This window comes from Pseudomonas sp. GL-R-19, assembly GCF_019956375.1.
Classification (GTDB): domain Bacteria; phylum Pseudomonadota; class Gammaproteobacteria; order Pseudomonadales; family Pseudomonadaceae; genus Aquipseudomonas.
Window position 1 is genome coordinate 50,110 of sequence record NZ_JAHBDJ010000033.1, and the last position, 12,707, is coordinate 62,816.

The following is a 12,707-nucleotide window of genomic DNA, read 5'->3' on the forward strand; positions in this document are numbered from 1 at the left end:
CGTCAGCAGTTACACGATTGCCGCACCACCTCGTCCTCGAAGAGGTTGGACAGTTGCAGTCCATCCTCCTGGCTGCTCGCCCGAATGACATCATCGTGCTGCAACTCGAAGGCATCCTTGTCGGTGCTTAATGAGGCACCGAGCAAAACATAGTGAACCGTACCGGGCTCGCAAAGCTCTTCATGCTGGAACAACAGGGCTTCGAGTTCACGTTTGGCAAACATCAACTGATCCAGCCCCAATAGCGACTGTTTGTCCCACACGGTTTCACCACGCCGAACAATCGAACTCCTCACCACTGAGTAGCGCGGTGGTTCTGCGATCACCAGCTCGTGGCACAACGCGGTATTGCGCAACTTGGAGAGACCGGCCAGCCCGGGTTGAGTGTGACGCAGCACCGGGTCAGAAAAATCCACTGCCAAGGTGTAACCGATATAGCGGGGGGTTCGGCAGTCGTCGATGAGGTACACACAGGCGTACTCGATCTCGATTCCCGAGCCACTGGCATGACACGGTGATTTGATCGCCCGGGAAGCGGCCACCAACCCTTTGCCATTGCCTTTGTAGTACCAGTCCGGCGAGGACCGCTGAGGCATGGGCAGACCATTGACCGAGCGATGCGTGTAACCAAAACCGCTCACCATGCACCCGGCATCCCGTACGGGCCGCAGCGGCACCTTAAAGGTCATCAATGAAAGCGCTTCAAGCGGCACCGCTACCAAGGCCAAATTGCTTTTGAAGTGCTCCCAGGATTGCTTGCTACGCACGTATCGCACAGCCAACGCCTGAGAACTTTCGGCATCTTCGACATGCCAGACCAAAGCTGTTGCCCCCTTGCCCTGCACAATCCCCACCCACCGCACACCGTGTCGGTCGACCGAATCGATGATTCTGTCCATCAAGCCGCCTCCGTGCGCAGTACCACCGGTGCCCGCCTTTTAATGGAACAGAGGATCACCCCAAATACGATCAGCACCAGACTGACCAGGTGATAGGCGTGCAGTTGCACGTCGAGGAACATAATACTGAATAGCCCACCGGACAGTGGCACCAAGTGAGTGAAGATTTCACCGCGGGTGGCACCGATTTCACCGATCCCTTTGCTCCAGAACAAGTACGACAGCCAGGACGGGAAGATCACCAGATACGCCAGGCCCAGCCACGGTGCAGCGCCCTGCCCCAGGTTGAACGTCAGATCAGGGTGCAACGCCCAAATACCCAGGCTGAACGGAATCAGACACAGCGCCCCCACCACCGCGCAATACGTCACGAACGCATTGCCGGCGATGGTTTTTGGCTTTGTTCGCAAAAAGGAGCAATAGACAGCCCAACTGGCAGCCGAGGCCATGGTCCAGAAATCGCCTTTGTTGAAGCCTTCCAGGAAGCTCAAATCGGACAGATGCCCCATCGTCACCAGCCAGAACACACCCACCGTACTGATGACCACCCCAAGCATGTTCGACCTGGAGATGAAATCACCGAAAACAAAACGGTTGAGGGCCAGTACCAGACACGGCGTGGCCGACAGGTAAATCGCCGCATTCAACGAACTGGTGTATTGCAAACCGATATATAAGGTCAGCGGAAATATAACTTGGCCACAGACCGCCAGCATAACCAGGGTCAACCATGACTTACGCGCGGCCGGCAAACTGGCGATGACGGCTTTATAGTTAATCAGCAGTAATAAAGCGCTGGTAATCAGCCATCGAAGTTGCGACAGCATCACCGGATCAACATCCACCACCATCAATTTTCCGACGACATAGTTACCGCCCCAGAACACGGCAGCGAGTGACAGTAATAAGTACGGCATTGACGCCTCCGTTAGATCTTCTTCATTAACATGAAAGAGGTACCGTCGAACTCGACTTCCCCTTGCAGATGAAACAAGTCTTGATACACAGACAGTTGCGCCTGCAACACATCAGTGATGGGCACCAACAACAGTGCCTGCGTCGCCAGCACCCGGGCCAGTTCATTGACATAGACTCGGCAAGGCTCGGCCTCGACAGGCGAACTGTTGGCGACTATCAGTGAGTAACCCAATCGACGGCGATAGTGAAAGTCGCCGGCCGAGGTGAATGGCAACCTCGAAAAATCCAGATCGGCGCGCAACCTGAGCTGCTTATGGCCGTAGTCCTGAGCCCACTGCAAGTGATGGGCAAACGGCTGCCGGGAACTGGAAATGACATCCAGGCTGTGCTGGCCGAACGCTTGAAGCTGAACGTTATCGGATGGGGCAATCAGCAATACGGACTTTTTGCCCGGCGTGTCGAGATACTTCGCCAGTGGCGCCGGCAATGTCGGCGTCTCGCGCTTCGGGCTGTCACGGTAGATCATCAACCAGTCCGAATTGATCGCGGCCCAATCGCTGACTTGCAGCGTCTGCTCGATCGACGGCTGGTAGGTTTCCATGAGGTGAGCCTTGAACGGCAGGTATTGCAGGACCTTTCCCTGATCGCCAACGATGGAATAGTCGCCGACCCAAGTATTGAGGAAGGAACGGATTCCGACAATGCTCGCCTTGCCCAGGTAATCGGCGTTCCAGCCCACAATCGCTTCACGCCCGACCCACGCGTAATCGCACAGTCGCACCGGTGGCAGGCGCGTCATCGCGACAGTCCGCGAGCCGATGGAGAGCCGGCCATACGGGTCATGGTCCTGACGCAGTAACTGGCTTCCCGGCGATAGCCAGACACCATCGCCTATATCGACATCGCCGCCGGCATTGACCGCAGCGTTACGACCAAAACGCACATACTGTCCAATCTTGATCGAAGGCAGCTCCTGCGCCGAGTGATCGAGTTGATGATCGGCATGGGGGTGGCTGAAATACGCACCGTTTTCAAAATGAGTGGGCGAAATCAGGTGTTCTCCGACCTGCTCCTTGACAATCAGCGGTGAGCCACTGGTATTGACCGAAAAGTGCTCCGGGGATAAACCGAAGTCGTCACCCAGTTCTTTCAAACGTTCTCCAAAAGTGACCCCGAACTTGATTTCGTCGCGATGACAACTAATTGCTTGCGACGCTTTTCTAAGTTGTCGAAGTGTTTTGACATAACGCGGAACAGGTTGAAAAACATCTGCAGAACTTAATGCCCGCTCCAAGGCTCCCAACTCCCGAATATCACTGTCCAGCTCCAAAGGACTGACACTGACCGACGCATCCATATAGTGCTTCATCATGTAGGCTCTTTTTTCTAATGAGTACTGACCGGATGTTCGCCCCCAACGGTGAACACCACACGCCACATGATCGTATGTCGGATAGAACCCGCTGAATAACGAGTTTTATATCTGGCACCCATCGATAAATACGAATGGGCGAAAGGAAGAGCCGATTATTCCGAGGAAAGTGCGGAATGCAATTCCGCTGACAACCGTTATTGAAAAACCAGCGCCTCAGGCACATCCACATCCCACAACACCCCGGGATCCTCCACCGCCACCTCGACCACCCTCGCCTGGGCGAACAGCGACTTGGCGCCTTGATCACCGGTCAACGCCATCAATCCCGGACCGAAGCTTCGCCCGAACCCCACCGGATGCCCATATTGCCCCTCATGCACCGGCACGCTGATCGCAACCTCCGCAATGGCTGCGACGACCTGTTCAACGCTGGATGGCAGGATAAACGGCATATCCCCCAACATAATCAGCCAGCCACCAAGTTGCGAGCACGCCGCCACACCCGCCGCAATGCTGTCGCCCAGACCGGTCGACTCGATCCGCACAATCTCGCACCCATAGGCTTGAGCCATGCGCATCACTTGCGGGCGATCCGCCGTGGTCACCAGCACGCGCTTCTCAAGCGTGGCCGGCAGATTCACCAGCACCTGTTCGATCACCGAATGCACGGTGACGCCGTCACGACCGGTGCAGTCCACCAGCAGCTTGTCCTTATCGTCACCCGCCACCTGACGAAACCGGCTGCCCTGCCCCGCCGCCAGCACGATGACGCCAATGGACTCGCTCATACCCTCTCCTGCAAGACTTTCTTCTGCTTCAGTTCGACGCCGTTTTTGACCGCCACGATTTCCGCCATGAGCGACAAGGCAATTTCCGCTGGGTTATGACTGCCAATGTGCAAACCGATCGGACCATGCAAGCGGTCAATCGCCGTTTGCGACAAGCCCAGTTGAGCCAGGTTTTCCCGGCGCTTCTGGCTGTTGACCCGCGACCCCAGCGCCCCGACGTAAAAAGCCCTGGAATCCAGGGCCGTGAGCAGCGCCATGTCGTCCAGGCGCGGATCATGGGTCAAGGCCACGATGGCTGTGCGCTCATCGGTCTGGATATTCAACACCGCCTCATCCGGCATGCCCGAAACGAATCGTCCGTGCTGCTCCTCCCAACCATAGACGAACTCGCTACGCGGATCGCAAATCAACACCTCGAAATCCAGCAGGCGGGCCATTTCAGCGACATAACGCGACAGCTGCCCCGCGCCGATCAGCAGCAAGCGCCAGCGCGGGCCATAGATCGCCCGCAAGGTCTGTCCGTCGAACGTCAACACGTCAGCTTTACTGGCCGGCTGCAAAAGCACTTCGCCGGTGGCCAGGTTCAGTTCACGGGCAACGATTTCATGGGCCTCGCAACGGGCGAGCAATTGCTCGACCCAAGCCCCACCGTCGATACGCTCCTCGGTCAAGCGCAAGGTGCCACCGCAGGGCAAGCCGAAACGTGCGGCTTCCTCGCGGGTCACGCCGTAGGTGATCAACTGCACCGGCGGCCCGTCAAGCGCAAGGCGTCCGTCATGCAGCCGGGCGATCAAGTCATCTTCGACACACCCGCCCGAGACCGAACCGATCACCACGCCGTCTTCACGCAAGGCCAGCATGGCGCCAGGTGCCCGGGGCGCGGTGCCCCAGGTTTCGACCACGCTGTACAACACCACCCGCTGACCGGCACGATGCCATTGCAACACGCTGCGCAGGACGTTCAGATCGGCGCTGTCCATCAGGCTTCGGCCTTCTGCCAGCCCGACAGCTGATAACGAACCGGCAGGTTACGGATGCGTTTGCCAGTGGCCGCAAAGATCGCATTGCACAGCGCGGGCGCAATCGGTGGTACGCCCGGCTCACCGACACCGCCCAATGGCACGTCGCCCGGCGGCGTCACCAGATGCACAGCCACCTCTTTTGGCGCCAGGGACATGCGTGCCACTTCGTACATGTGGAAGTTATCCTGCTGGACCTTGCCGCCCTTGAAGCTGATTTCCCCCAGCACTGCATTACCCAGGCCCATGACGCAGGCGCCTTCGAACTGCGCGCGAATGCGCTCGGGGTTGATCTGCGGTCCGCAATCGACGGCGATGTCGGCCTTGTGCACCACCAGCGTGCCGTCGTCTTTGACCTCCACTTCGATCACCGCCGCCACATACGTCACGAAGCTGTAATGCACCGCCAGTCCCAGACCGCGGCCCTTGGGCAACTCGCGCCCCCAACCGGCAGCCTTGGCGGCGGTCTCCAGTACCGTGCGCAGGCGCGCGGTGTCGATCGGATAACGCTCAGGGGATTCGCCGTAGTTCCACTCTTCACTCAAGGTGCGCGGATCGATCTGACGGTCCGGACCGAGCAGTCTGATCTGGTACTTCAGCGGATCCTCCCCGGCCTTGTGCGCCAGCTCATCGACAAAACTCTGGATCGCGAAACCATGGGGAATGTTCGACACCGAGCGATACCAGCCGACGCGGGTGTGCACCGTTGCCTCGGGGTTCTCCAGGCGAATGTTGGGGATCGCATACGCCATGTTGGTGAATCCCATGCCCAGTTCGAACGCCGCCTCATGGTTCATGCCCGGCGCAAACAACGCGGTGATGCTCGGGGCCACCGTGCGGTGCAACCAGCCGGATGGCAGGCCATCCTTGTTCAGGCTCGCCTTGAGGTATTCGGCCGATACGGTGTGGAAGTAGGAACAATGGATGTCGTCTTCGCGGGTCCATTGCACCCGCACCGCTTTACCGGGGAATTCCTTGGCGAGGATGGCGGCTTCGATGATGAAGTCAGGCTTGGACTTGCGCCCGAACCCGCCCCCGAGCAAGGTCACGTTGAACGTGACCTTGTCGAACGGCAGGCCCAGGCGTTCACCGATCCGTTCCCGGGTGACCTGCGGCGCCTGGCTTGGCCCCCAGGCTTCGCAGGCACCGTCCGTGAACCGCGCAATGGCGACCATCGGTTCCATCGGCGACTGTGACAAATGCGGCAAGTAGTAGGAAGCTTCCAGGGTGCTGCCGACGCTGGCCATGGCCTTGTCGATGTTGCCGGTATTGCGCACCACCTTGCCGGGCTTGAGCGAGGCGGCTTCAAGCTCCTTGCGATAGGCGATCGAGTCGTAGCTGGCATTGGGGCCGTCGTCCCACTCGATTATCAGCGCCTCGCGGCCCTTGATCGCCGCCCAGGTATTGCTCGCCACCACGGCGATCCCGCCGAGTGGTTGAAATTCCGAAGGCAACGGACGGCTTTCGATCTGCACCACCTTGACCACACCGGGGACTTTCATCGCCGCGCTGCCATCGAAGCTTTTGACTTTGCCGCCATACACCGCAGGCCGTGCAATGGTCGCATACAGCATGCCGTCGAAATGCACGTCGGCGCCGTACACCGCCCGGCCGTTGACGATGTCCTCCCCATCGATGGCCTTGGTGCCTTCCTTGCCGATGTAACGGAACTGCGCGGGTTGCTTGAGTTTCAGGCTGTCGCGGGCCGGAACCGGCAAGGCGCCTGCGGCGGAGGCCAGGGCGCCATATCCGAGCTCGCGGCCGGACGGCTCATGGACGACCTTGTGCAGTTGCGCATGGCATTCACCGACCGGCACTTTCCATTGCGCGGCGGCGGCCTGTTCGAGCATGGTCCGCGCGGCGGCACCGCAGCGTCGCATCGGCTCGTACCAGTGACGCATGCTGCGCGAGCCGTCGGTGTCCTGGTTGCCGAAGCGCACTTCATCGCCGGGGGCCTGCTGCACCTTGACCATCGCCCAGTCGGCTTCCAGTTCATCGGCCACCACCATGGTCAAGCTGGTGCGCACGCCCTGCCCCATCTCCGAGCGGTTGCAGATCACAGTCACCGTGCCATCGGCGGCGATGCTGACATACACCTTAGGGTCATCTACCCAGCCATGGGGCATGCCGTCGGCGCCGAATTTTTTTTCTTTCTCTTTGGCAAACGCATCCTGCAAGCCCCAGCTCGCGGCGACGACCAATACACCGGCAGCGCTGACGCCTTTGATAAAACCACGCCGACTGAGGTTGCTCAGGGCGAAATCATTCGGTAACCGGCTCATGCCTTGGCCTCCTTCAGGTGAGTGGAGGCCTGGCGGATCGCGGTCTTGATCCTGTTGTAGGTGCCGCAGCGGCAGATGTTGCCGACCATGGCTTCTTCGATCTGCTCGTCGCTCGGGTTCGGATTGGTCTTGAGCAACGCCGTCGCCGACATGATTTGCCCGCCCTGGCAGAAGCCGCATTGGACGACTGCCGTGTCGAGCCAGGCTTGCTGCACGACTTTGCCGATCGGGTCGGCGTGCAGGTTGTCGATGGTGCTGACATTCTGTCCGACCACTGAACCGATGGGCGTGATGCAGCTGCGGGCCGGAGCCCCTTCGATATGAATGGTGCAGGCCCCGCACAGGCCCATGCCGCAGCCGAACTTGGTGCCGTTGTAACCGGCCACGTCGCGGATCGCCCAGAGCAGCGGCATGTCCTCGGTGACGTCGAGTTGATGGTCTTGACCATTGAGCTTCAGGGTAATCATGGGCACGCCCGCATGGATCTTGAGTTATGGGGTCGAGCAATCTGCCGCTGGATTTCGGTGGGGCGCACGCAGATCGACTCAGGCTAATGGGCTCTCTTGTGCAGACGCAGACGTCTGCTCCGTAATGCTGTTCACTTAAGCGAATGTGATCCTCTGTAGGAGCGAGCTTGCTCGCGATGGTCGCAAGTACGACGCGTTAAATCAGAAAGCACGCATCATCGTTCACGACCATCGCGAGCAAGCTCGCTCCTACAGTTTCCTTAACTGAACAGCATTAGGCGTCTGCACCGGGCCTTTGGTGGAGCAAGAGTGTGCATCGTTAGCTGACTAAGTTAACCGAGCATTAACAAAAAAGCCCTGCACAATAAACATTGTGCAGGGCTTTTTGATCCGTCCTGGAAGCTTAGCTCAATAGCGGTTCGGCTCCATTTCCAGATCGACATGGAAACGCTCGAAAATGTCTTTCTGGATGCGCTGCGCCAGATGGAGCAATTGCATGCCGCTCGCGCTCCCGTAATTGACCAGCACCAGCGCCTGCAATTTATGCACGCCAGCATCAGCCTCACGGAAACCCTTCCACCCCGCCCGTTCGATCAACCAGCCAGCGGCCAGTTTCATTCGACCGTCGGGTTGCGCATAGGCCACCAGGTCCGGGTACTCCCCCTTGAGCCGCGCAGCCAGCGCCGCCGACACCAAAGGGTTCTTGAAGAAGCTGCCGGCATTGCCGAGTACGGCCGGGTCCGGGAGCTTTTCGTTGCGGATGCTGCAAATGGCCTGGCTGACATCGCTGGCGGTCGGATGCTCGATGCCTTGTTCGGTCAGGCGCTGACGCACCGGGCCGTACTCCAGATGCAGATGCGCAGCGCGGTCGAGGGCGAAACGCACACGCAGGATCAACCAACGCCCCGGTTCCTGTTTGAACAGGCTGTCGCGGTAAGCGAAGTTGCACTCTTGCAATGTGAAGTCACGCAGTTCGCCACTCTGGCGATCGAGGGCGGTCAAGCCGGCGAACACGTCCTTGATCTCGACCCCGTAAGCGCCAATGTTCTGCATCGGTGCCGCACCGACAGTACCGGGAATCAGGCTGAGGTTTTCCAGACCGGACAACCCCAGCGCCAGCGTGTGCTGCACAAAGGGATGCCAGGGCTCGCCCGCCTCGGCTTCGATCACCACTTTGCTGCCATCATCGCTGATCACGCGAATCCCGCACGTGGCCATGCGCAGCACCAGTGAGTCGATATCCGCCGTCAGCAGCAGATTGCTGCCACCGCCGATCACCAGCACCGGAACCTCGTGTTCCAGCCCATAGGCCAGGGCTTCACGCACATCGGCGTCGCTATGGGCCTCAGCGAACAGCAAAGCCTCAACGTCCACGCCAAAGCTGTTGAACGGCTTGAGCGAAACCTGCGATTGAACCTGCAAACTCATAACCGTCCCTTTAATTCGATCACCAGTAAATCACTGGCGTGCTCGATCAGGTCCAGCACCTGCTCGAAGCCTTGCTCGCCGTCGTAGTACGGGTCCGGCACTTCATCGACTGGCGACTGGTAACGGCGCAGGAAAAGGTCCAGCTCGGCCTTGCCCATGGCCGGTTGCAAGGCCTCGAGGTTGCGCAGGTTGCTGTTGTCCATCGCCAGGATCAGGTCGTAGGTGGCGAAATCGGCGCGGCTGACTTGCCGGGCGCGCTGGGTGGACAAGTCATAACCACGCAGCTGCGCCGCGGCCTGACTGCGCTGGTCCGGCGCTTTGCCGACATGCCAGTCACCGGTGCCGGCGGAAGCGACTTCGACCCGATCAGCCAGACCTGCTTCACGCAATTTGTGCCGCAGCACGCCTTCGGCCGTGGGAGAGCGGCAGATGTTGCCCAGGCAGACAAACAGAACCCGCATCACGCCTCCAGCAGGCGACGAACGCGCTCGAGGTCTTCAACGGTATCGACACCGGCTGGCGGTGCGATCAGTGCATCGGCCACGTGGATCCGCACGCCGTGCCACAGGGCACGCAGCTGTTCCAGGCACTCGGTGTTTTCCAGCCAGCATGGACCCCAGCTGACGAAATCCTGCAGGAAACCGGCGCGGTAGGCATAGATGCCGATGTGGCGGCGGTAAGGCACACCTTCGGGCAACTGCTCACGGTTCACGGCGAACGCATCCCGCGCCCAGGGCAAGGTGGAGCGACTGAACGTCAGCGCCAGGCCATTGAGGTCGCTGACGACCTTGACCACGTTGGGATTGAACAGGGTGTCCACGTCTTCGATCGGCTCGGCCAGGGTGGCCATGCGCGCTTCGGTGTGGGCAGCCAGGTTGGCGGCAACCTGATCGATCACGCTCGGCGGGATCAGCGGTTCGTCGCCCTGGACGTTGACCACGATGGCGTCGGGCGCCAGGCCCAGCTTCGTCGCCACTTCGGCCAGGCGATCGGTACCGGAATTGTGATCTTCACGGGTCATCACCACTTCGGCACCGAAGCCTTTGCAGGCCTCGACGATACGCGCGTCGTCGGTGGCCACCACCACTCGCTCGGCGCTGCTTTTGCTCGCCTGTTCCCAGACGTGCTGGATCATCGGCTTGCCGGCGATCAGCAGAAGCGGCTTGCCCGGCAGGCGGGTGGAGGCGAAACGCGACGGAATGACGACGGTAAAGGCTGTGGTCATTTGTCCAGGCGCTCGTCGGTGGTCAGGGTACGCGCTTCGGATTCGAGCATCACCGGGATGCCGTCGCGAATCGGGTAGGCCAGACCTGCGCCCTTGCTGATCAGCTCGGTCTTGTCGGCGCTGAGCTTGAGCGGGCCTTTGCAGACCGGGCAAGCGAGGATATCGAGCAATTTGGTGTCCATGAGCATTCCCTTGAAAAAACGGAGTTAAGGCAACAAACGAGCCGGCAGCAGGCGCATCAGCTGCGTGTCGAACCAGGCCACGAAGGCCGGCGACGGCACGGCATCGACCGCCAGGTACCACCAGTCCGCGGCGGCAAAGGCACGGCATTTCACCGCGTCTTTTTCCGTCATCACCAACGGCAATGACGGCGTGAAATTCAACGCCTGCACGCTATATTCGGCGTGGTCGGCAAACGCATGTGGAACCGGCTTCCAGTGTAGCGTTTCGAGGGTCTTGAAGAAACGTTGCGGATTGCCGATGCCGGCCACCGCGTGCAGGGCCTGGCCGCTGGGGAAATGGTCGAGGGGACGCCGTTCGCCGCTGCGCAGATTGACCAGCGCGGTGGATTGCAATTGAAAGGCAAATCCATCATCGCGGTCAGTCGCGGCACCGTTGTAGAGGACCGCGTCGACGCTTTGCAGGCGCTCGACCGGCTCACGCAATGGCCCGGCAGGCAGGCAACGGCGGTTGCCCAGGCCGCGAGCGGCGTCGATCAACACCAGTTCCAGGTCGCGGGCCATGCGGTAGTGCTGCATGCCGTCGTCAGACAGGATCAGGTCCAGTGGCTCACTGGCCAGCAACGCTTTGACAGCGTTGCTGCGATTGGGGTCGATCATCAGCGGCACACCCGTGCGCTGGACGATCAACAACGGCTCGTCACCCGCGATGTCGGCGCTTTGTTCGGCTTCAACTCGCCATGGCAATTGCGGCGGTTTGGCGCCGTAGCCGCGGCTGACCACGCCGACCCGCAGGCCGCTGCGCCGGCAGTGCTCGATCATCCATAGAATCAGCGGCGTCTTGCCGGTGCCACCCACGGTGATGTTGCCCACCACAATCAGCGGCACGGGTGGCAGATAGATCTGGCCCTCACCCGCCAAAAAGCGCTTGCGCTTGTTCATGACCACGCGCCGGTACAGCCACTCCAGTGGCTGCAACAGCTTCAGGGCCGGATGACCTGCGTACCACGCGGCCAGCAATCGATCGGACATGGCCATCAGGACGCGGGGGGCGCCGCTTCGATGGTGGTCATGCGCAAATGGCTGAATCCGAGTTTGCCGGCGGCGTCCATCGCAGTGATGACCGACTGATGCCGGGATTTGCCATCGGCGCTGATGGATAATGGCAGGTTGGTATCACCCTTGGATTCTTTCTCCAGCGCTTCCATCAACGTGGCGAGGTCGCTTTTTGGCAATATATGGTTATTCACAGAGAACACACCGTCGGCACTGATGGCGATATCGAGCTGCCGGGTCTGGTCGTCGGCAGATGCACCAGTGACCGCTTCCGGCAGCTCAACGCGCAGCTGGGTCTCACGGGTAAAGGTGGTGGTCACGACGAAAAACAGCAGCAGGATGAACACCACGTCGATCAGCGACGCGAGGTTGATGTCCACCGTTTCCCGTTGTTTGCGGCGGAATTTCACGCTTTGCTCCCGGACAGGTCCACGTCACGGTCGCCCTGCACCACCTCGACCAGTTTGATCGCTTCCTGCTCCATCCCTACCACCAGTTCATCGATCCGGCGTTGCAGGAATCGATGGAAGAATACCGCCGGGATACCGACCATCAAACCGGCAGCCGTGGTGATCAGGGCCTTGGAAATACCACCGGCCAGCACCGAAGCGTTGGTGGTCATGCCATTTCCGGTAAACGCGCTGAAAATATCGATCATGCCCAGCACGGTGCCGAGCAAGCCCAGCAACGGGGCCATGGCAGCAATGGTGCCCAGAGCGTTGATGTAACGTTCCAGATCGTGGATGACCCGCGCAGCAGCCTCTTCGATGCACTCCTTCATGATCTCGCGACCATGCTTGGAGTTGGCCAGGCCGGCCGCCAGGATCTCTCCCAAAGGCGAATTGGCGCGCAGTTCCTTGAGTTTTTCCTTATTGAGCTGTTTGTCCTTGATCCAGACCCAGACCTGCCCGAGCAAATGCTCCGGGGTCACGCGGCTGGCACGCAGCGTCCAGAGACGCTCGGCGACGATGGCCATGGCCGCGATGGAACTCAGAATGATCGGCAGCATCATCCAGCCGCCGGATTTGACCAATTCCCACACAGTGACAGTCCCCTCGAAAAAGTGCGCCA

Annotated in this window: 14 protein-coding genes; all 14 read right to left on the reverse strand. The window is 60.1% G+C overall.

The features are described from left to right. Positions 1-2: 2 nt before the first annotated feature. The gene (locus KGA83_RS17520; RefSeq protein ID WP_108215347.1) at positions 3-899 is read right to left on the reverse strand and encodes a hypothetical protein; all 897 of its coding nucleotides are present in this window, start codon (positions 897-899) and stop codon (positions 3-5) included. Next, positions 899-1,816, reverse strand: coding sequence for a DMT family transporter (locus KGA83_RS17525; RefSeq protein WP_108215346.1), 918 nt, complete (start codon positions 1,814-1,816; stop codon positions 899-901). Before KGA83_RS17525 ends, KGA83_RS17520 begins: the two co-directional genes overlap by 1 nt. A gap of 11 nt (positions 1,817-1,827) precedes the next feature. Next, on the reverse strand, positions 1,828-2,970 hold the full coding sequence (locus KGA83_RS17530) for an acyltransferase (protein WP_223530333.1): 1,143 nt from the start codon (positions 2,968-2,970) through the stop codon (positions 1,828-1,830). 416 nt (positions 2,971-3,386) lie between these two features. Further along, on the reverse strand, positions 3,387-3,980 hold the full coding sequence (locus KGA83_RS17535; protein WP_108215344.1) for an NTP transferase domain-containing protein: 594 nt from the start codon (positions 3,978-3,980) through the stop codon (positions 3,387-3,389). Further along, positions 3,977-4,960 (reverse strand): XdhC family protein, encoded by a 984-nt coding sequence (locus tag KGA83_RS17540; protein ID WP_223530334.1) that lies wholly within the window; start codon positions 4,958-4,960, stop codon positions 3,977-3,979. The genes KGA83_RS17535 and KGA83_RS17540 overlap by 4 nt, the downstream gene beginning before the upstream one ends. Then, complete coding sequence (locus KGA83_RS17545; RefSeq protein WP_223530336.1) at positions 4,960-7,281, reverse strand: xanthine dehydrogenase family protein molybdopterin-binding subunit; 2,322 nt, start codon at positions 7,279-7,281, stop codon at positions 4,960-4,962. The genes KGA83_RS17540 and KGA83_RS17545 overlap by 1 nt, the downstream gene beginning before the upstream one ends. Further along, positions 7,278-7,748 (reverse strand): (2Fe-2S)-binding protein, encoded by a 471-nt coding sequence (locus tag KGA83_RS17550; protein WP_223530338.1) that lies wholly within the window; start codon positions 7,746-7,748, stop codon positions 7,278-7,280. The genes KGA83_RS17545 and KGA83_RS17550 overlap by 4 nt, the downstream gene beginning before the upstream one ends. A 408-nt stretch (positions 7,749-8,156) precedes the next feature. Beyond that, complete coding sequence (gene murB / locus KGA83_RS17555; protein WP_223530340.1) at positions 8,157-9,176, reverse strand: UDP-N-acetylmuramate dehydrogenase; 1,020 nt, start codon at positions 9,174-9,176, stop codon at positions 8,157-8,159. Next, entirely contained in the window at positions 9,173-9,637 is a 465-nt protein-coding gene (locus KGA83_RS17560; RefSeq protein ID WP_223530342.1) for a low molecular weight protein-tyrosine-phosphatase, read from the reverse strand. Before KGA83_RS17560 ends, murB begins: the two co-directional genes overlap by 4 nt. After that, positions 9,637-10,401: a 3-deoxy-manno-octulosonate cytidylyltransferase gene (gene kdsB / locus KGA83_RS17565; protein WP_115947251.1), complete on the reverse strand. Its 765-nt coding sequence runs from the start codon at positions 10,399-10,401 to the stop codon at positions 9,637-9,639. Before kdsB ends, KGA83_RS17560 begins: the two co-directional genes overlap by 1 nt. Further along, the gene (locus KGA83_RS17570) at positions 10,398-10,583 is read right to left on the reverse strand and encodes a Trm112 family protein (protein ID WP_003179363.1); all 186 of its coding nucleotides are present in this window, start codon (positions 10,581-10,583) and stop codon (positions 10,398-10,400) included. Before KGA83_RS17570 ends, kdsB begins: the two co-directional genes overlap by 4 nt. A 24-nt stretch (positions 10,584-10,607) precedes the next feature. Next, positions 10,608-11,618 (reverse strand): tetraacyldisaccharide 4'-kinase, encoded by a 1,011-nt coding sequence (lpxK, locus tag KGA83_RS17575; protein ID WP_115947252.1) that lies wholly within the window; start codon positions 11,616-11,618, stop codon positions 10,608-10,610. After that, positions 11,618-12,046 (reverse strand): ExbD/TolR family protein, encoded by a 429-nt coding sequence (locus KGA83_RS17580; RefSeq protein ID WP_115947253.1) that lies wholly within the window; start codon positions 12,044-12,046, stop codon positions 11,618-11,620. Before KGA83_RS17580 ends, lpxK begins: the two co-directional genes overlap by 1 nt. After that, entirely contained in the window at positions 12,043-12,678 is a 636-nt protein-coding gene (locus KGA83_RS17585; protein ID WP_108215335.1) for a MotA/TolQ/ExbB proton channel family protein, read from the reverse strand. Before KGA83_RS17585 ends, KGA83_RS17580 begins: the two co-directional genes overlap by 4 nt. Between the last annotated feature and the right edge of the window lie 29 nt (positions 12,679-12,707).

Coding starts and splice junctions, on each gene's coding strand:
- murB (WP_223530340.1), bottom strand. CDS start 9,176: ATGAGTTTGCAGGTTCAATCGCAGGTTTCGCTCAAGCCGTTCAACAGC.
- lpxK (WP_115947252.1), bottom strand. CDS start 11,618: ATGGCCATGTCCGATCGATTGCTGGCCGCGTGGTACGCAGGTCATCCG.
- KGA83_RS17540 (WP_223530334.1), bottom strand. CDS start 4,960: ATGGACAGCGCCGATCTGAACGTCCTGCGCAGCGTGTTGCAATGGCAT.
- kdsB (WP_115947251.1), bottom strand. CDS start 10,401: ATGACCACAGCCTTTACCGTCGTCATTCCGTCGCGTTTCGCCTCCACC.
- KGA83_RS17570 (WP_003179363.1), bottom strand. CDS start 10,583: ATGGACACCAAATTGCTCGATATCCTCGCTTGCCCGGTCTGCAAAGGC.
- KGA83_RS17535 (WP_108215344.1), bottom strand. CDS start 3,980: ATGAGCGAGTCCATTGGCGTCATCGTGCTGGCGGCGGGGCAGGGCAGC.
- KGA83_RS17525 (WP_108215346.1), bottom strand. CDS start 1,816: ATGCCGTACTTATTACTGTCACTCGCTGCCGTGTTCTGGGGCGGTAAC.
- KGA83_RS17520 (WP_108215347.1), bottom strand. CDS start 899: ATGGACAGAATCATCGATTCGGTCGACCGACACGGTGTGCGGTGGGTG.
- KGA83_RS17560 (WP_223530342.1), bottom strand. CDS start 9,637: ATGCGGGTTCTGTTTGTCTGCCTGGGCAACATCTGCCGCTCTCCCACG.
- KGA83_RS17550 (WP_223530338.1), bottom strand. CDS start 7,748: ATGATTACCCTGAAGCTCAATGGTCAAGACCATCAACTCGACGTCACC.
- KGA83_RS17545 (WP_223530336.1), bottom strand. CDS start 7,281: ATGAGCCGGTTACCGAATGATTTCGCCCTGAGCAACCTCAGTCGGCGT.